20 protein-coding genes are annotated in these 17343 nt (G+C 70.4%); 8 read left to right on the top strand and 12 right to left on the bottom strand.

The window, feature by feature from the left end; all coding sequences use genetic code 11:
* Positions 1-16 precede the first annotated feature (16 nt).
* Positions 17-1486, bottom strand: a complete 1470-nt coding sequence (locus ACQPW6_RS18865; protein ID WP_433890809.1) for a hypothetical protein — start codon at positions 1484-1486, stop codon at positions 17-19.
* Between the two features lie 374 nt (positions 1487-1860).
* On the bottom strand, positions 1861-2853 hold the full coding sequence (locus tag ACQPW6_RS18860) for a LuxR C-terminal-related transcriptional regulator (RefSeq protein WP_433890808.1): 993 nt from the start codon (positions 2851-2853) through the stop codon (positions 1861-1863).
* Positions 2854-3025: 172 nt separating this feature from the next.
* On the opposite strand from ACQPW6_RS18860, the gene ACQPW6_RS18855 reads away from it, so the two are divergent.
* Positions 3026-3424 carry a hypothetical protein gene (locus tag ACQPW6_RS18855; RefSeq protein WP_433890807.1) on the top strand — a complete coding sequence of 133 codons (399 nt, stop codon included), beginning with the start codon at positions 3026-3028 and terminating at the stop codon, positions 3422-3424.
* Between the two features lie 279 nt (positions 3425-3703).
* Positions 3704-3883, top strand: a complete 180-nt coding sequence (locus ACQPW6_RS18850; RefSeq protein WP_433890806.1) for a hypothetical protein — start codon at positions 3704-3706, stop codon at positions 3881-3883.
* 156 nt (positions 3884-4039) lie between these two features.
* Here the strand turns inward: ACQPW6_RS18850 and ACQPW6_RS18845 are convergent, their stop codons facing one another.
* Both ACQPW6_RS18845 and ACQPW6_RS18840 read right to left on the bottom strand, forming a co-directional pair.
* Positions 4040-4909, bottom strand: coding sequence for an alpha/beta fold hydrolase (locus ACQPW6_RS18845; RefSeq protein ID WP_433890805.1), 870 nt, complete (start codon positions 4907-4909; stop codon positions 4040-4042).
* A 41-nt stretch (positions 4910-4950) separates the two neighbouring features.
* Positions 4951-5952 carry a GNAT family N-acetyltransferase gene (locus ACQPW6_RS18840; protein WP_433890804.1) on the bottom strand — a complete coding sequence of 334 codons (1002 nt, stop codon included), beginning with the start codon at positions 5950-5952 and terminating at the stop codon, positions 4951-4953.
* 130 nt (positions 5953-6082) lie between these two features.
* Between ACQPW6_RS18840 and ACQPW6_RS18835 the strand changes: the two genes are divergently transcribed.
* A complete protein-coding gene (locus ACQPW6_RS18835; protein WP_433890803.1) occupies positions 6083-8785 on the top strand; it encodes an ATP-binding protein in 2703 nt (900 codons plus the stop codon).
* Between the two features lie 87 nt (positions 8786-8872).
* On the opposite strand, the gene ACQPW6_RS18830 is transcribed toward ACQPW6_RS18835, so the two are convergent.
* The 4 genes from ACQPW6_RS18830 to ACQPW6_RS18815 all read right to left on the bottom strand — a co-directional run bounded on the left by ACQPW6_RS18830 (position 8873) and on the right by ACQPW6_RS18815 (position 10709).
* On the bottom strand, positions 8873-9250 hold the full coding sequence (locus ACQPW6_RS18830; protein ID WP_433894585.1) for a DNA-binding protein: 378 nt from the start codon (positions 9248-9250) through the stop codon (positions 8873-8875).
* Positions 9251-9435: 185 nt separating this feature from the next.
* Positions 9436-9858 (bottom strand): DUF6924 domain-containing protein, encoded by a 423-nt coding sequence (locus ACQPW6_RS18825; protein WP_433890802.1) that lies wholly within the window; start codon positions 9856-9858, stop codon positions 9436-9438.
* 94 nt (positions 9859-9952) lie between these two features.
* The gene (locus ACQPW6_RS18820) at positions 9953-10309 is read right to left on the bottom strand and encodes a hypothetical protein (RefSeq protein ID WP_433890801.1); all 357 of its coding nucleotides are present in this window, start codon (positions 10307-10309) and stop codon (positions 9953-9955) included.
* A 235-nt stretch (positions 10310-10544) separates the two neighbouring features.
* Positions 10545-10709 (bottom strand): hypothetical protein, encoded by a 165-nt coding sequence (locus ACQPW6_RS18815; RefSeq protein ID WP_433890800.1) that lies wholly within the window; start codon positions 10707-10709, stop codon positions 10545-10547.
* A 31-nt stretch (positions 10710-10740) separates the two neighbouring features.
* Between ACQPW6_RS18815 and ACQPW6_RS18810 the strand changes: the two genes are divergently transcribed.
* Together ACQPW6_RS18810 and ACQPW6_RS18805 are read left to right on the top strand one after the other, a co-directional pair.
* Positions 10741-10986: a creatininase family protein gene (locus ACQPW6_RS18810; RefSeq protein WP_433894584.1), complete on the top strand. Its 246-nt coding sequence runs from the start codon at positions 10741-10743 to the stop codon at positions 10984-10986.
* Positions 10987-11073: 87 nt separating this feature from the next.
* Complete coding sequence (locus tag ACQPW6_RS18805) at positions 11074-11982, top strand: LLM class flavin-dependent oxidoreductase (RefSeq protein ID WP_433890799.1); 909 nt, start codon at positions 11074-11076, stop codon at positions 11980-11982.
* A gap of 52 nt (positions 11983-12034) precedes the next feature.
* On the opposite strand, the gene ACQPW6_RS18800 is transcribed toward ACQPW6_RS18805, so the two are convergent.
* Both ACQPW6_RS18800 and ACQPW6_RS18795 read right to left on the bottom strand, forming a co-directional pair.
* Positions 12035-13027 carry a hypothetical protein gene (locus tag ACQPW6_RS18800; RefSeq protein ID WP_433890798.1) on the bottom strand — a complete coding sequence of 331 codons (993 nt, stop codon included), beginning with the start codon at positions 13025-13027 and terminating at the stop codon, positions 12035-12037.
* Positions 13028-13289: 262 nt separating this feature from the next.
* Positions 13290-13451 carry a hypothetical protein gene (locus ACQPW6_RS18795; protein ID WP_433890797.1) on the bottom strand — a complete coding sequence of 54 codons (162 nt, stop codon included), beginning with the start codon at positions 13449-13451 and terminating at the stop codon, positions 13290-13292.
* A gap of 135 nt (positions 13452-13586) precedes the next feature.
* Here ACQPW6_RS18795 and ACQPW6_RS18790 point away from each other — a divergent pair, with 135 nt between their 5' ends.
* The 3 genes from ACQPW6_RS18790 (at position 13587) to ACQPW6_RS18780 (ending at position 15055) form a co-directional block, all read left to right on the top strand.
* A complete protein-coding gene (locus ACQPW6_RS18790; protein ID WP_433890796.1) occupies positions 13587-14231 on the top strand; it encodes an SIMPL domain-containing protein in 645 nt (214 codons plus the stop codon).
* Between the two features lie 153 nt (positions 14232-14384).
* Complete coding sequence (locus ACQPW6_RS18785; RefSeq protein ID WP_433890795.1) at positions 14385-14666, top strand: hypothetical protein; 282 nt, start codon at positions 14385-14387, stop codon at positions 14664-14666.
* Positions 14663-15055 carry a type II toxin-antitoxin system VapC family toxin gene (locus ACQPW6_RS18780; RefSeq protein ID WP_433890794.1) on the top strand — a complete coding sequence of 131 codons (393 nt, stop codon included), beginning with the start codon at positions 14663-14665 and terminating at the stop codon, positions 15053-15055. The genes ACQPW6_RS18785 and ACQPW6_RS18780 overlap by 4 nt, the downstream gene beginning before the upstream one ends.
* A 173-nt stretch (positions 15056-15228) precedes the next feature.
* Here ACQPW6_RS18780 and ACQPW6_RS18775 read toward each other — a convergent pair whose 3' ends face one another.
* Positions 15229-16884, bottom strand: coding sequence for a caspase, EACC1-associated type (locus ACQPW6_RS18775; protein ID WP_433890793.1), 1656 nt, complete (start codon positions 16882-16884; stop codon positions 15229-15231).
* Between the two features lie 2 nt (positions 16885-16886).
* Positions 16887-17261 (bottom strand): effector-associated constant component EACC1, encoded by a 375-nt coding sequence (locus ACQPW6_RS18770; protein WP_433890792.1) that lies wholly within the window; start codon positions 17259-17261, stop codon positions 16887-16889.
* Between the last annotated feature and the right edge of the window lie 82 nt (positions 17262-17343).

The following is a 17343-nucleotide window of genomic DNA, read 5'->3' as shown; positions in this document are numbered from 1 at the left end:
GGCCGGGCCCCGGCGGCTAGTCCACCGTGCCCGTGTCCGCCGTCGTCACGATCGTGCCGGTCACCCCCGTCAGCGCCTTGGAGTTCGCGTCGATCCAGCTGCCGTCGCTGTGCCTGATCGTGTGCAGCAGCCGGCCGTCGGAGGTGACGAAGGTGGCCTGGAGCTCGTCGTCCACCCGGGCCGCGCCGACGGACTCCAGGGTCAGGCCGGCGGGCAGCGTCACGGTCAGCGAGCGGAACGGCTCCCAGGAACCGTCCGAACTGTGCCGCAGCGTGTGCTGGTACTTCGTGCCGCCGTTGCTGAGGACGATCATCTGGAGGTCGCCGTCCACCGCGGCGACCGCCACGTCCGTCGGGTCGCCGGTGTCGCCGGCCTGGCCCTCGACGTTGCCCCACTGCGTCCAGGTGCCGTCGGCGTGCCGGATCGCGTTCCTGACCGTGCCGGGCACCACCACCGCGATGTCGAGCTCACCGTTCAGCGACGCCAGCGACACCGCACTGGCGACCCCCGCGTCACCGGTCTTGCCGTAGACGTTGCCCCAGTCGTCCCACGTGCCGTCCGCGTGCCGGATGGTGTGGTAGACCTTGCCGCCCGCGACCGCCGCCACGTGCAGCTCCTGCCCGATGGAGACCGCGGCGACATCGGTGACCGCGGCCGGCAGCTGGCCGACCGGGCCCTCCACGTTCCGGAACGGCGACCAGGAGCCGTCGCCGTAGCGGATGGCGTGCATCAGCTTGCCGTCGGTGGTGACGGCCAGGACGTGCGTGTCGTCGCTGATGCCGGCGTCGGCGACCGCCGCGATGTCGCCGATCGAGCCGCTCTGGCCCTCCACGTTGCCGAACGTGGTCCACGTCCCGGTGTCCGCGCGCTGCGCGTGGTAGACCCGCTGCGAGGTGGTCACCAGCGTGTGCAGCGTCCAGTGCTTCGGGGGCGGCGGCGGGGAGTCCGCGCCGATCTTCTTGTAGCGCAGCCCCGTGTAGTGCGACGCGGGCCAGCCGGCGATGTTGCCGCCGTCCACGTCGCCGGTGCCGTACTCCATGTCGATCGACGGGTTGGCCTCCTCGTAGAAGGCGAAGGTGCCCGCGCTCTGGTCCAGCCACTTCACGAACAGCACCACATGGCCGTCGCCGATGTCGTTCAGCGCGTCACCCGGCTTGAGGCTGTGCTTGTCGGACACCGTGTTGGCGTAGCCGGGCAGCGTGTTGGTGTTGGCGCTGGTGGTCATGTGCCAGGCCATCGACACGAAGCCGGAGCAGTCCTGCCGGTAGGTGTGCCCGCCGTCCACGTCCGAGGCGTACGAGGTCTGGCTGTACTGGATGTTGCGGTCGTACCAGTTCTTGGCCCGCGAGATGACCTCGCTGCGGTCGATCGTGCCGCCGGCGCTCGACGCGGCGGACGCGCTCGGGGCGGCCACCAGGCCGGTCAGCCCGGCCGAGGCCAGGGCGGTGATCACGGCGATGTTCGTGGCTAAGCGCTTACGGGACATGGGTGCACTCCTGGCGGTGAGGACCGGAAAAGGGCAGCGAAAGGCGCGCGAGGAATTCGCGTGGTGTTTCGCGGGGTGCGTGCCGTGCGAATTGCCGCCGACGGTTTCTTCGGCGGCGGGACTTTGCCCGCCGCTCGTCGGCGGCCTTACATTCGCGGTTTTCCGGGGGGCGCGGAAGGCTCACCAGCTGGACGGATGCGGCCGGGGCCGTATCCGTCCAACGGTGCTCGCATAACGCGTACCTGCGGCTTCGTGGCCCATACAGCTCTGCTGCGGCGGAATCGCCGCTTTATGGGCCCCGGAATTGCCGGTTCCGGAATTGTCAGCTCCGGAAATCGCTGCCGGGAGTGCTTGGTGCGTTCTCGGTGTGCGGGTTATTCGGCGGGCAGCCAGTGCCGCTGCACCGCTTTGACGCCGGCCTGGAAACGGCTGCGCGCTCCGAGCCGTTCGATCAGGTCGGTGGCCAGCCGGCGCGCGGTGCGCGGCGACACGGCCAGCCGCTTGGCGATCGACTCGTCCGTGTGCCCCTCCGCCAGCAGCGTCAGTACGGCCATCGACTGCGCCGTCAGCCCATTGTCGGCCGGGGCCGGCGGCGGACCGAGCGGCTGCGCGCCGGCCCACACGCTGTCGAACAGCGCGCAGAGCGCCGTCAGCGTGCCCTGCCCGGTGAGCACCACCGCGCCGGCCGCCGTGTCGTCACTGCTGACCGGTATCACCGCGCGCCGGTGGTCGATCACGATCATCCGGGTCGGCAGCGTGGGCACCGTACGGACCTCGGCCCCCTGCGTGGTCAGCCACTCGACGTAGCCGATCGTCGGCGGGTGGTTGCGCACGCTGTCCTGGTAGACGGTGCGGATCTTCACCCCGCGGCCCAGCAGCTGCTGATCGAGCGGCCGGGCCGCGTCGATCCCGCGCTGGGTGTGGGCGCCGCCGGCCGCGAACGTCATGACCTCGGTGGTGACTTCACGGGTCAGGGTCGCCAGCCGGTCCCTGATCTGGTCGAGGCCGACCAGCTGCTCGACGCCGGGGCTCGCGGCCCGTGGCCTTAAATCGGCGTACTCGGCGATGAGTTGGGCCGCGGTGGCCCGCGAGGCCTCCAACCGCTGCTGCTGCGCGGCGAGTTCCGCCTGCTGGCGGGCGAGCAGGATCTCCATGCCGAGCTCGGGCGGCACCGCCCGCAGCTGGCCGTCGTCCTCGTGCGACGGGCGGGTCAGCGCCAGTTCGCTCAACGTGTCGAGCGCGGTGCGGACGTCGTCCTCCGGCAGACCGGTCGCCGTCCCGATCGCGGACACGCCGTGCTGAGGGTGGGCGAGCAGGATTCGGTAGACCGCTTCTGACGCGGTGTCGAGTCCGAGCATCGTGAGCATGCGCGACCCCCCGGGGAGTAGATGTCTGTACCACCAGGCACGGAGGGTTATTGTCGCAAACCTGTCCGGGGGCGCGCGGGTTGATGGGCAAGTTGGACGGTTCCGGCCATTGCCGGAAGGGGCCCGCCGTTGCGACTGTTCCCCGTCGCCGGACGTTGGCACGCTCGACGTCATGTATCTCGTGCACGTTCGGCTGCGCGGCGCCCTCGGTCGGGCGCTGCCGGAGCAGACCGGTTCCTGGGTACGTGCGGCGGCCGGGCTCGACGACGGTGTGGAGCACGTCTCCGTGCACCGCAACGCCCGCCCGGACCCGGTACTCGGTGTCTACGTGATCGCCGACTTCCTGGAGGCGGCGGAGCGGGTGGCCGCGGCGGTCTGCGCGCGGGCACTGCGGCTGCGCCCCGAACTCCGGGCGTGGGCGGTGCTCGACGGGCAGGTGCCGCTGATGCTGCCGTACGGCGTGACGGAGGCGCGGGGTGCCGCGCAGCCGGCGTACGGCGCGTCGCAGCCCGCCTACGGCGCCGCACAGCCCGCTTACGGCGCGGCGGAGAGGCGGGGCGTCCAGTCGTAGCGGCCGCCGGGGGCGCCGTCGCGGACGGCCGCAGGTGGCGCGGGGCGGGCCCGGGCAGTCGCCCGGGGATTCGAGGGGCACGCAGGTGTGCGGCGGGTCCAGGCCATAACCGGCCAGGGCCCTTTCCGTCCAGCCGAACCCGCTTCCCCTTGGTTTGACCTGCGGGGAAAGTAGTGATCGCCGACGGGGGAACCCGCCGAACCGGCTGGGACACGTCACCGCGGGACGCGTCGCCGGACCGAAACACTCCACCCCTCAGCGACAGAACAGGACACCCCCATGTCCCGCACCCGTCTCTCCCAGGCCGCCGCGGTCGCCACCTTCGCCGCCGCCTTCGCCCTCGCCCTGCTGACGCCCGCGGCCTCAGCGGCCTCGGCCGCCCCGCAGCCGGCCGCCGCCACCCAGCCCGCCGCCGGCGGCGCCGCCACCGTCAGCCCGCTCAACATGATCTGGGACTGACCCCGATGATCTGGGACTGACCCCGGCCACCGAGCCGACCTCGCGACGCCGCCGAGCCGCCCCCCGTGGGCCGCTCCGCGGCGCGCCGGGCTGTCCGGACCCGGGGCGCCCCCGCCGCGCTGTGCGCGGGAGAGCCGGGCGACTCCGGAACCCCCGTCATGCCGGCCGGGCCCCGTTCGTCGGTGCCTGGTTCGTCGGTGCCTCGGAGCCGACGGCCTCCGAGCCGAGCGCGACGATCTCGCGTACGGCCTCGGCGACGGCCCGGTAGTCCTTCTTGAGGATCGCGTCGTGGTTGCTGGCGACCTTCGCGCTGATCTTGATGTTCGCGTTGCGGGCCACCACCGCGTCCAGGCTGGCGCGGATCCGCTCCTGCTCGTCGCCCTTGCTGCCGAGGGACGCCCCCGAGGCGACCAGATACCGCACCGGGACGGTGATGCCGTCCAGTACGGGCCCCAGTTCGCGCTCGCGGGCGAGCCTGCCGAGCTCGATGTTGCACTCGGCCATCTGTGCGGCGTTCATCCTCGGCGTCAGGCCGGTCGGGCGCAGCAGCGGCATGATCAGGTTCAGCCGTCGGAAGGTCTTCCGGATCCGCTGCTCCATGGCCTCGTCCAGCCAGTCGTGCGGCTGCGCGCCCTCCACCAGGACCGCGCCCAGGGCACGTTCGGGATTGCGGCCGGCCCAGTGCGCCGCGACGAACGCCCCGTAGGACCAGCCCACCACCAGCGCCCGGTCCACGCCCCTGGCCGCGAGCACGGCGTCGACGTCCCGGACGGCGGCCTCGAAGGAGTAGTCCGCCGAGCGTTTCGACTTCCTGCCGCGGGCCCGCTCGTCGTAGGTGATGTGCCGCCACTGCGCGCCGAGTTCGGCGACGACCCGCCGCCAGTACCCCTGGGTGGCGAACTGGCCGTTGAGGTAGACCACGGGGACACCGGAGCCGCCGGTGTCGGTGACGGCCAGGGCCGAGTCGTCGACCGGCACCATGCCGGTCCAGTGCTCAGCGGCCGCGGCCGGGCTGTTCTTCGTCATGCGTTCCGCCTTGTCGTGTGGGGTGCCGGTCGCACACCGGATCAGGCTGCGGGCAGGTCGAGCTGGCACTCGTGGGTGCGTCGGTAGGAGCGGAAGCCCAGCTCGAGGTTGACCGCGAGCATGTGGACGTTGTCCTCGGCGTTGTCGGTCTCGATCTCGGTGACATGGGGGTGCTCGGCGCGCAGCCGGCGCACCATCGCCGCCTTGAGCCACAGCCCCAGGCCGTGGCCGCGGTGCGCGGGCACCACCGCGGTGTCGTACTGCTGGGCCCGCGGCGGGGCGCCCTGCGGGAGCAGGATCTCGGTGTAGCCGGCCATCGTGCCGTCGAAGTGGACCGCGGCGAGCGTCAGCAGGGTGTCGCCGCGACGGTCGACCACCTGCGCCATGGTCCGCACCCGGTCGGCGTCCCAGTCCACGCTGCCGTAGTCGAGGTCTCCGACGGGCATGTCGTTCATCGCGTTCTTGGCCTTCGCGAAGGCGTCCGCGAGATCGTCGGGCACCGTGCCGGTCCATCCGGCCAGGCGGTAGCCGGGATGCCCGGCATCGCTGAGCGCGGAGATCCTGGCCGCGTCGGTCTCGGCGAGGCGCAGGATCAGGTGGTCGAGCGTCAGGGCCCGCCGGAAGCCCCACCGCTCGCAGAAGGCCGCACCAGGGCTGTCGCCCGGGACCTCGGCCATCAGGCTGCGCCGCTTCTCGGTGCGGCAGGCCGCCACGACGGCCGACAGCAGGCGTGAGCCGGTTCCCCGGCGACGGTGTGCGGGGTCGACGTGCAGCTCCAGCTCGGCCAGGTGGTCCCTGCCCGGTGAGGCGAAGAGCCGCAGGCCCGCGACTGCGACCGGGGCGCCGGACGACCCGGTGGCCATCCAGGTCAGACGATGGCTGTCCATGGTGGGCTTGGTGAGCTGGGCATGGATCTCGCCGGGCCCGGGTGGCGGCACTCCCGGCAGGTCATGGGCCATCGAGGAGGCGACGACCTGATGCCATCCGGCGGCGTGGGTGACCGAGACGCGATGCAGCGGGGTGAGGTGGACGCTGTCGGACAAGGCGCTGCTCCCGAGGTCGGGTGGGCTGGTGAAGTGCCTTGACGCTAGGGGAGGGTGGCGGGCCCCCACATCGGTCGGCATGACGTAACGCGATGCCCGCGAACCCGGGGGCGTTAAGTAGGTTGGGCTCATGCTGTACGGGCGGGGGGCCGAGCAGGACCGGATACGCGGGCTGCTCCTGCGTGCCCGTGAAGGCGTGAGCGGCGCGCTGGTGGTCCATGGCGATGCCGGGATCGGCAAGACGGCGCTGCTGGGCTATGCCGCCGAGGTCGCGGCGCCGGCGTGCGTGCTGCGGACCGTGGGCATCGAGACGGAGATGGAGCTCGCCTTCGGGGGGCTGCACGGGCTGCTGAGACCTCTTGCCGACCACGTGGACCGGCTGCCCGAGCCACAGGCCGCCGCCCTGAAAGCGGCGTTCGGGCTGTCCGGTGCGGGGGTGCGCGACCGGCTCGCACTGGGGGTGGCGGTGCTGACGAGCCTGTCGCAGGCCGCGGCCGGCAGCTCCCTCCTGTGCCTGGTCGACGACTGCCAGTGGCTGGACCAGGCGTCACTGGACGCCCTGACCTTCGCCGCCCGCCGGCTCCACGGCGAGGGCATAGTGATGCTGTTCGGCCGCCGCGACGGAGTGCCGGGCGGGCAGATCGCCGGCCTGCCGTGCCTGCGGCTGCAAGGCATCGACTCCGCGGCCGCCGACGCCTTCCTCACCGACCACGTCGCCGACCTGTCGCCCCACGCGCGGGACCAGGTCGTCGAGCAGGCCCAGGGCAACCCGCTGGCGCTGCGGGAACTCCCCGCGGCGCTCAGCGCCGGACAGCGGGCCGGCCGGCTGAACCCCGTCACCCTCCCCGCCGGTCCCGCTTCGCCCACGAGCCGTATCCAGGAGAGCTTCCAGGAGCGCCTCCGGCGGCTGCCCGAGGCCACCCGGTCGATGCTGCTGGTGGCCGCCGCCGACGACTCCGGCGACCTCGACCTCGTGCTGCGGGCGTCGGCCCGGTTCGGCGCCACGTTGGACGACCTGGAACCGGCCGAACGCGCCACGCTCATCCTGCTGGCCGACGGCACGCTGTCCTTCCGCCACCCCCTCATCAGATCGGTCACCTACCAGGACACCCCGCACGCCCGGCGCCTCGCCGCCCACCGGGCGCTGGCCGACGCGTTGGGCGACACGATGGGCGGGGTGCGGCAGGCCGACCGCAGGGCCTGGCACCTGGCCGCCGCCGCGACCGGGACCGACGAAGCCGTCGCCGACGCCATGGTGGGCGTCGCGCAGCGGGCCGGCGGCAGGCAGGGGACGGCCTCGGCCTCGGCCGCCTACGAACGCGCGGCGCAGCTCACCGCGGTCCCGGCCAGACGCGCCCGGCTGCTGGCCTCCGCGGCGTTCACCTCGGCCGAGGCCGGGCAGTTCTCCCGCACGGCGGCCCTCACCGACCGGATCAACGCGCTCGCCCTGGATCCGGCGCTGCTCGCCGACTTCGCCCGGGTCCGCGCCATCGTGGAACTGGACCGCGGGACGCCCCGCCGAGCCACCCGCATCCTCCTCGAATGCGCGGACCGGCTCGGCTCCTCCGCCGACCTGGCTCCGGTGCTGGCCGAGGCCGCGCTGGCGGCGCAGTCGGCCTGCGACCCGGCGCTGATGAGCGAGGTCGCGGCGCGGATACCCGTCCCGTCGGAGCACTCGATCACGGGTGCGATGGCGGACCCCGCCGGTACCGGATACCCGGCTGGGCGGACGCCGGCCGAGGGCGCCGGATTCGCCGAGCGGATCCTGGCCGGGACCTACGACCGGCTCACCGCGGACCACCCCGCCGCGCTCAAGGCCGCCGCCGCGTGCGTACGCGACTGCCGGGACCACGACGTGGTCGGCTGGCTGCACACCGCGTTGCACCTCCTCGCCGAGGCCCAGATGTCCTTGGGGCTGCACGAAGAGGCCCGCAGCACCGCCATGGAGGGGCTCGCCGTCGCCGAGCAGTTCGGCCGCGACCACCGGGCGGCGTACCTGCGGGGAACCCTGGCGGCGCTCGCCGCGCTCCGAGGCGAGCAGGAACGCTGCACCAGCCTGAGCGAGGCGGCTCTGCGCCACGCCGACGCCCACGGGATCGAGCTGGCCGCCGCGCACGCGCGTCGGGCTCTCGGCCTGCTCGGTCTCGGACTCGGCCGCCCGGAGGACGCCCTCGGACACCTGGAGGCCGCGAGGGCCCGCGTGCGGCACCCCGCGCTGTCAGCCTTCCTCCTGCCCGATCTCGTGGAGGCCGCGATCCGCGCGGGACGGCCGGACCGGGCGGAGGAGCCGGCGCTGTCGCTCGCGCGATGGGCACAGGGCGCGGGCCGCCGCGCGGCCGTCGCACTGGCCCGGCGCTGCCAGGCGATGACCGGCCCGGGCGACGAGGCCGAGCAGCACTTCACCGCGGCGCTGCACCTGCACGACGACGAGGGCTCGGCCCAGCCCTTCGAACGCGCGCGCACCGAGCTGCTGTACGGGGAATGGCTGCGCCGCGAAAGGCGTCGGACCGACGCCCGCCACCATCTTCGCGCCGCACTGGAGACGTTCGAGACGGCCGGCGCCCAGCCGTGGGCGGCCAGGGCCCGCGGCGAACTCCAGGCCAGCGGCGGGGCCGCCGGCTCCGCCAGTGATCCGAACGACCTGTTCCACCGTCTCAGCCCGCAGGAGCGGGAAGTCGTGCGCCTCGCGGCCACCGGCGCGACCAACCGTGAGATCGCCGAGCAGCTCTTCCTGAGCCCCCGGACCGTCGGCCACCACCTCTACCGCGCCTTCCCCAAACTCAACATCAACTCCCGCACCGAACTCCCCCACCTCTTCCCCCACACCGACTGACCCACCGCGCGTCCGACGCCCCCGGCCCGCTCCGCCCGCGGCACATGCCGCCCGCCGGCGCCGTGGCATCACGGGCTGATCTGCGGCTCAGAGGCTGATGAGCCCGATCTGCCTGCCGCACAGGCGGGCCATGTCGTCGATGTCGGACGTCAGGAGGACCACGGGTCCGGCCTGCCGTAGAGCCGCCTCCGCGACGGTCGCGTCGATGGCGTGCTCGTGACCGTTCAGGCCGGCCGCCTTGAGCAGCCGCGCCGCTTCCTTCGCCGTCTGCTCGGTGACGGGCTCCACCTTGACCCGGGACAGTGTCCACTGGAGCCGCGGCAAGTTCACGCGGGAGTGGCTGACCTTCACGAGGGTGTTCGCGCTGATGATCAGATCCGCGCCCATCTCATGGAACACTTTCAGCAGGCCGAGAACCTTCCGGTCCTGAGCGACCCAGGCGGACAGGCCCTCTGACGGCCGCAGCCGGCGTGACCGTCAGCATCCGGCTGGGAACCCTCGTCACGTCGGTCAGGCCGCGTTCACGCATCACGGGCTGACCATAGAGTGATCCTACGGACGACGGCGAACGTGAGAGCCCCCAGTCCTACGAGGCCGGGTTGAAGCAGCGCAGCACGCGGGCCGCCCGGATGGGCCGCTATGGGGCGGTGTCATCCTTCGTCAAAGCCGCGGAAGCCCCCTGGTCCATCGGCGGCATCAGCGAACTCCGCAAAGTCCATATTGGCGATGCTGAGGTTGGCTGACACGTCAGGAAACCACTGAGCCGGAACCCTGAACGTTCGCCCGGGTTCATCCGAGAGGTCCACGGCCAGGAGAGGGTAGTCCGGATCCTCCATCGTGGTCGTGTCCGCCAGGAACAAGTAGATGATCCTGTCGTCGTCCTCGGCGGCAGTCACTTCGTCCAGCAGTGCCTGGACGCCCACGGCGGCGAAGCGAGGGTCGCCGACGTAAGTGGCATGGGAGAACTCGTCAGCAGCGTCGAGTGCGGCACGCACCGCGTCCCAGGCCCCGTCGTCACCGAAGTCGGTGCGCAGGACCAGCGACGTCAGATCATCGGGGTGAGGCAGAGGCATGAAGGTGATCCTCGCATCCACCCCTGACACGGACCCGAAAGCGGCACCCACTGTGTGCGCTTGTCCCGGTGAGTCCTGAGGTGGTTCGTATCTATCAGGCATTCCAGAGGCCGCCGTGACGGTGGCGAACCGGAGGAATGTCCGCGTCGTCCAGGTCGTGGCCGGCGTAGTGCAGTCCGCGGATCCGCTGGGCTTCGAGCCGGCCCTGGAGCCGGGCCCGGCCCTCAGCCGTGGCGATCTCGGTCGAGAACCAGCCCTTCCGGCAATAAAGGGCCATGCACTGCCAGGAGGTGATCCGGCGCAGCGTCTTCGCCGGGACAGGGCGACGGCCCTCACGGGCGGCCCTGGCGATTTCGGCGTGCGTGTAGCGCAGGTCGTACAGGTACATGGTCTCCGAGGCGCCCTCCAGGACGCGGAGCCGGCTGGGAGTCGTGCGGACGGTTCTGGACATCGAGAGCCTCCGTAACGACCTCTGGGCTTTCCAGAGGTACCTACGGGGGGTGGGCGGTGGTCAGCACGGCTCAGCTCCCTTATCGATCGGACGGTCTACCGGCAGCACAGTAGCCGTACGGAGATACGGGAGGCCGGGATTTTGTGCTCGCCCTTGTTGCCTGGTCATAGCTCTCCGAGAGCTTTCGCGGAACTGCTGGCACAGCCGTCTCGGTACATCCGAGTAGGTAGCCTGATCAGGCGAAGCTGCGTCGGATGGTGCGCTCACTCGAACGGATCGCCTCTGTGAGGGACTGGTGCAGATCGGCAGGAAGCGCTCCGGCTCCGAGCGCACAATTGCCGATGAGGGCACGGCATTCCTCGGCCTCCCGGTCGGTGGCGAGTTCCGTCAGCGCTTCCACGCGTTGAGGCAGGGGAAGGCAGGCCGGCGAGATCGAGACCTCGATCCTCCTCCACGCCGAACCCGACCTCGTCCGCCCCGGTTACGAGGCCGCCGACCACTCCGCCCCCGATCGCCCCTTCCTCCTCACCCACGGCATGCGCGCGTACACCGACACCGGCGTCATAGGCCACCCCTCGCACGCCACGGCGGCGAAGGGCAAGGCGGTCCTGGCCAGCCTCACCCAGGACTTCGAGGCTCACCTCCGCGCCCTGGGCGAGGCGGAGCCCGCCGCCTGAACGGAGTTCGGCGGCCTCCGAGTCGATGGCTCGCGCCACGCGGCGCAAGGGCGGTACTGAGCTGGGGACGGCCGTAGGCTCCCAGACATGAGTCTGCGTCTGAGCACCGTGATCCTGCCGATCTACCGCTGGACCGAGGGGCGGAAGGTGTGGAAAGGGGCAGAGGAGCTGGGCTTCCACGCCGCCTACACCTACGACCACCTGTCGTGGCGGGTGCCTTTCCGGGACCGGACGTGGTTCGGGGCAATCCCGACGCTGACAGCGGCAGCCGGCGTGACCGACAACATCCGGCTGGGAACCCTCGTTACGTCACCTAACTTCCGGCATCCTGTGCCGTTCGCCAAGGAGTTGATGACGCTCGACGACGTCAGTGGCGGCCGGGTGACGCTCGGGATCGGGGCCGGCGGGACCGGGTTCGACGCCGTCGTGCTCGGGCAGCAGCCCTGGACGCCGAAGGAGCGCGCCGACCGCTTCGCGGAGTTCGTGGAACTCCTCGACCGGTTGCTCGGCCAGGGCGACATCACCTTCAACGGCACCTCCTACTCGGCCGTCGAGGCCCGCAACATCCCCGGCTGCGTGCAGACCCCGCGCCTGCCGTTCGCGGTCGCCGCCACCGGCCCGCGCGGCATGAAGCTCGCCGCCAGGTACGGACAGACATGGGTGACCACCGGCGACCCGGCCCTGTACGAGACCGGCACCCCCGAAGAATCCCTGGCCGCCGTCCGCGACCAGATCGACCGCCTCGCCACCGCCCTGCGCGACGCCGCCCGCGACCCCGACAGCGTCCCCAAGATCCTCCTCACCGGCTTCACCCCCGACCGCGCCACCCCCTTCGAGTCCGTGGACGCCTTCGTGGACTTCGCCGGCCGCCACGCCGAGGCCGGCATCACCGAGATCGTCATCCACTGGCCCATCCCCGACTCCCCCGACTTCGCCTACGACCACGCCGTCTTCGAACGCATCGCCACCGAAGCCCCTGGCCAACTCACCTCCTGAGCCGGGCCCGAATCCGGGAGCCGACCCAGCCACGGACGGGTCAACGCCCTGGTCAGTCGTCGTAGCTATGAGTTACCGCGAATTCGGTTCCATCGAGACTCGCGCCCACGTGCGTACCAGCCCACTTGGCGAGGATCGCCGGCTGCCGTTCCACCTCGTCCAACAGGCGGGTGAGGCCGTCCGCAGATGGCGGCCCAGGAAGTTCGCAGCGCACATCCGAGCTGCCAGTCGCACTGCCGCAGTCCTCGTCCTCCGGATCATCGGACTCCCAGTGGCCGATCTCGATCTCCCAGCTGGCGGCCTCTCCCTTCCTCGGCTCCGGCGTGTGGACCGAGAGGTAGTAGCCGTCGGAGTCGTACGGTTCCGAGAAGATGCTGAGGGGCCGGGAATCCAATGCAGTCTGTTCACTGGAGCACTGGGCGTGGGCGGTGACGAGTACTCGCAGGTTTGCGACGGCCCGCGCGCGCTCTTCGGACGAGATGCCGTCTTCGGCTCGGTCCAATTGTTCCCGCATCTCGGTGCCCAGCATTTCCATCCCGCCGTCGTACGCCACGAAGGGGTGACCGAAGTCCCAGTCCCGGCGCTCGTCCGTCTCCGGGACATCGACACCTTCCGAGTACTCCGCCAGCGCGTTCCGCAACTCGCGTGCCTCCGTCTCCAGTTCGACGGTGATCGCGGTCAGGACAGGCGGCGGCACCGCTGCGGTGGCGGCGTCGAGATCGCTGAGCGCCCGGTGAAGCTCCAGGCAGACGTACTCGTACCAAAGGCTGTGCGCCCCAACGAGGAGGTCGGCGCGCGCCTCCCGGTCGGTCAGCGCAGCAAGGTGCCGCTGTGGGTATTCGTTCACTTTGCCCTCACGGTGATCGAAGACGCTCAACGGGACCGTCGCCAGGGCAGAGATCCGGTTGAGCGCATCCACGATCGGCGCAGCCAGGTCAGGTGAACTCAAGCTCGTCACCGTGGATGACGCGACGCCTTTCGGACTGTCGAAGGTCGCCAGGATCTGCGACTTCCCACGATTCGCGTGCAGGGAGTAAATGGTCATGCCTCACCTCTCGACCGCTAGGCCGATGGCACGCCAGCGGTCATGGCTTCGTTGGGGGAAAGGCGGTGGCGAGGGCATGATCCGACGCTCCGTGCCTTCAAGTTCAGCGGTGGTCCAGGCGCTGTCCCAGACTCCTTGCTGACACGACGATAACGCGCGCGCCACCGGAAGGCAGAGAAGTTCCACAACTCGGACGTCCGCAAACCTACGCAGCCCGCTGCTGGTATTGGTTGCCTGGGCGACGTACGCATCCCGCTGTTGCCTAGACGAGGCCAAGCAGAACAGGCTCCGTCCAGTACCAGTCTCCGACCCACCATGGCCAGCCTTTGTAGGCGGCGTGGAAGCCCAGTTCCTCTGCCCCCTTCCACACCTTCCGCCCCTCGGTCCAGCGGTAGATCGGCAGGATCACGGTGCTCAGTCGCATGAGGACGACAATACGGACCGTCCACAGACCGGTGCGGCCAGGCGTGGGTGACGTTGTGCACGAAGCAGCCAGGCTTCCTGGTCGTCGGGGACTTTCACCAGCCGTCGGCTATGAGTTCGTGGTGGACTTCCGACCATGCAGACAACGATCAAGTCTCCTTGGGGAATCACCAGTTACGGCGCGGCAAGCGTGCATGCCGCACCCGGTCTTGCCCGGATCAGGCTCGGCGTCGAGCGAACCGAGGCGACACCCCAGGAGGCGTTCACTGCCGCTCGTGCCGCGATATCCAGCCTGCGCGAAGCAGTACGAGCCCATGGGGTTCAGGATGCACAGGTGTCGGCCTCAAGACTCGACCTGCAGACCTCTTGGAGTGGTTTCGGTCAGGACCGTCAATTCCTCGGCTATCGCTGCCATGCAGCGTTCGCCATCGAGTGCCGCGACCTCGACTCCCTTGAACCGCTGCTGGTCGCGGCCGTCGATGCGGGGGCGAACCAGGTGGAGGGCGTCGACTTCGATGTTCGCAACAAACCGGAGCTGAGGGCCCAGGCCCGAGAGAAGGCCGTCCACACCGCAAGGTCCAAGGCCGAGCTATACGCCGCAGCCGCCGGGGTCCGGCTGGGCCAGGTCATCCACGTCGAAGACGTCGATCCCGAAAGCATCGGAGCAGGTCGCTATCGCGGGCACAGCGACCCCGGCAGTGTCTCCGAGGCAGACCTTTCTCCCGGCGCCGTCGTGGTCTCGGCCGCGGTGGTGCTGGGATTCGCGATCGCGGCCTCATAGGGCCGTCCCCGCGCGCCTGATCGACTGCCTAGTCCCCAAACCACCCACGCCGGGTGGTCGTACATGCCGGCGCGTAGAGGTCCACGCCTCACGCGGCACCGCAGGACGAGCGGCGCCCGTCCTATTCACACATCATGTACTACACTGGGCGTCATGGATACTCCCCGCTCCGGCAAGACCAGGGTCACCAGCGTGTCCCTGCGCGCGGAGACCCTGGAGGCGATTCGCTCGCGCGCGGGCAAGCAGGGTGTGTCCTCGTACATCGAGGAAGCCGTGCAGCGTCAGCTCCAGCGTGAGGCTGTGGACGAGTACATCGCGGAGTACGAGGCTGAGCATGGTCCCGTCGACCAGGCCGAGGTGGCCGCGCGGGCGGAGAGAATCCGGGCACACCACGCTGCGCACCGTGGGGACGCCACGCCGGCGGACGCTGCGTGAGCGGCACGCTCGTCCTGGACAGCGAAGCCCTGTCCAAGCTGTCGAGGCGGCACCGCGACATGACGGTCTGGCTGGACGTGGCTCGCAGCCTCGACCTGCTGATCGTGACCAGTGCGGCAACCCTGGTCGAGGCGCGCGATCCCAAGGTGGTCCAGGCGGCGTTCGACTTCGCGGTCTCCCTCACCAAGGTGCGACCGATCACGGAAGAGACCGCCCGCTCAGCGAGCAAGCTTCTGGTCTCCGAGGGACTTCATGGTCACAAGTACGCCATCGACGCGATGCTGGCGGCCACCGCACATACGGAACACGGCGACGTGACGGTCGTGACCAGCGATGTGGACGACCTGCGTCGGCTCTGCCACCCGCGTATCGCCATCGAGCCGATCTGACATTTGCATGCACCCGCCACGACAGGTGGTCGTAGGTGTAGGCGGCTGCGAGAGCACCTCAGGCCGTGGACTCCGCCTCGCCCAGCGCGCGCAGCAGAGGACGAAGGAGGACTGACCGCTTGGTTCATCGTCCGCAAGCACCCGTCTTGGCGAGCGCGCTACCAGCCTGCCGCTCAAGCCTTGTCGCTGACGTGATGTGGCGAGGGGAACGGCTGGTCGCCGACGCGGGCGAGACCCTTCTCGGCCGCCTCGGCTATCCACCGGGGATGGAGCTCGGAGCCGACTTCCAAGGCGTGCCTGTAGTGGTCGTGTGCCGACGCGAGGTCTCCGGTCTGCTCCGCGGACTTGGCGGCGTGGATGAGGCTCCAGCCGACCAGGGAGTCGTTGTGGCCGGCGCGGCCGGCCCGTGCGGCGGCTTCGTAGTGCTCCCGCTCCTGGTCGAGGTTCCCTTCGGCCCGCGCCAGCTCGGCCAGCTTGTGGCGGGTCCAGCCTGCGGGCGTGTGGCACCGGTGGGCCTCAGACACCGCAAGGGACCGCTCGAGGAAGTCCACGGCCGCCGGCACGTCGCCGTGCTCGCAGCGGTCCACACCGAAGTTGTGCAGTGACCATGCCTTCAGGAGGGCGTCGCCCGTCTCGTCGGCGATGCGCAGGGCCCGGGTGAAGAACCTCACCGCCATTCCGAAGTCTTCGGCTCTCCAGCGGCAGGAGCCGATTCCGTCCCAGGCCCAGCCTTCCTGACGCCTGGCGCGGTGCTGTATGGCCAGGTCGAGAGCCGTCCAGTAGCGCTCCTCGGCCTGTTCGTGCGCGCCCGAGTCACGCTCCTCGGTTGCCTGGTCGAGCAGACGTTGGATCTCCGCCGGATCGACGGCTGCGGCTGGGGGACGCCCGGCGGTCTCTCCCACCGCGGAGGCCGCCGCGGCGGACACCTTGCGGCTGTCGTCGTCCGCCATGAGCCGGAGCTGTTCCGCCGTACGGGCGCGGACCGTCGCGTTGCCGATGCGGTGCAGGCGGCCGAGTTGCTCCACGGCGCCGAGCCGCTCCGTCACCAGCAGGCTCTCCAGGGCGTTCTGCAACTGCGCGGGGAGGCACCAGTTGGTGTTCTGGGCGATGACGGTACGGCCCGCGATGTTCTCCTGCTTCTTGGGCCGCTGCTGTGGCATCTCGGCCACAACCCTGTCGTAGACGTAGGAATACAGCTCGTCGAGGGTGATCTCGCCGTCGCCGTTGAGGTCGGCGCTGCCGTCGCGCAGGCCTTCCACCAGGTGCTTGGTGAAGACCGAGCGGCTGGCGCTGCCGTGCAGCCGGTCGCCGTCGAAGGCGTGTTGGGCCGCATCGGAGGCGGTCAGCACGGTACGGCCCTGGCCGCGGAACCGCTCCAATGTGTGCATGTCGTTGTCGCCCTTGGCGAGCCGGCCGGCGGGGAAGGCGCCGCTGTAGCAGCAGTCGAGGATCAGCACCTGCTGCTGCGACATGCAGGCGGTCATGGCCTGGTCGATCTGCTCAGCCGGCAGCGAGGTGAACATCCGGTTGGTGAGGCGGGTGTTGACCGTGGCCAGGTGAAGGCGGCCTTCGTCATCCTTGAGGCCGTGCCCGGTGAAGTACAGCAGGATGAGGTCGTCGCGGCGACGGTCACGAAGGAAATCGCCGATGGCCGGGCCGACCTCGTAGTGGGGCCGGTTGACGAGCGACGTCACCTCGAACCCAGCGATATCCGGGTCCCGCAGCACCTCGGCCAGTGCCTCGGCGTCGTGGGCGGGTGCTGTCAACTGCTGCAGCCCATCGTCCTCGTACGCATAGGTGGCGATCAGCAGGGCGAAGCGTCCTCCCACGGTCACTCCCCGTCCGCCTGGTGACCGTCCACGATCGCGTCGATCAGCTGCTGCTGTTGCTCGGGTGTCAACAGCCCCTCCACTGTGTTGCCGTTGAGGGTGATCGAGACACGGTTCCTGGAGGCTTGCCGACCGAGCCAGTCCTGCACCAGGCCAATAAGTGACGGAAGCACGCCACCCGGAACGCTCAGTGCCAGAACGACCGCACCTGCGGCGACCGCGTCCCCCTTGGAGCGAGCGGGCGGAGCGCCGCCGGCCACGGTTTCGCACGTGTCGAGGTCGAGCTCACGCAGCTCGGCCCGCAGCCGAATCGCCAACCGTTCGCTCTCCTCTGCGCTCGCAGCACTGTCCGGCACCAGGCCCAGCAGGACGTCCATGATTCGCACCCTCCATCGGCCGCGGAGCCCCTTCTCCACGGCGTAGCCAGTGTGGAGAGGGAAGAGGCCTCCCGGGGGGCGA

The organism is Streptomyces sp. CA-111067 (assembly GCF_050956065.1).
Lineage (GTDB): Bacteria > Actinomycetota > Actinomycetes > Streptomycetales > Streptomycetaceae > Actinacidiphila.
This window is presented reverse-complemented; position numbering and strand designations above follow the sequence as displayed.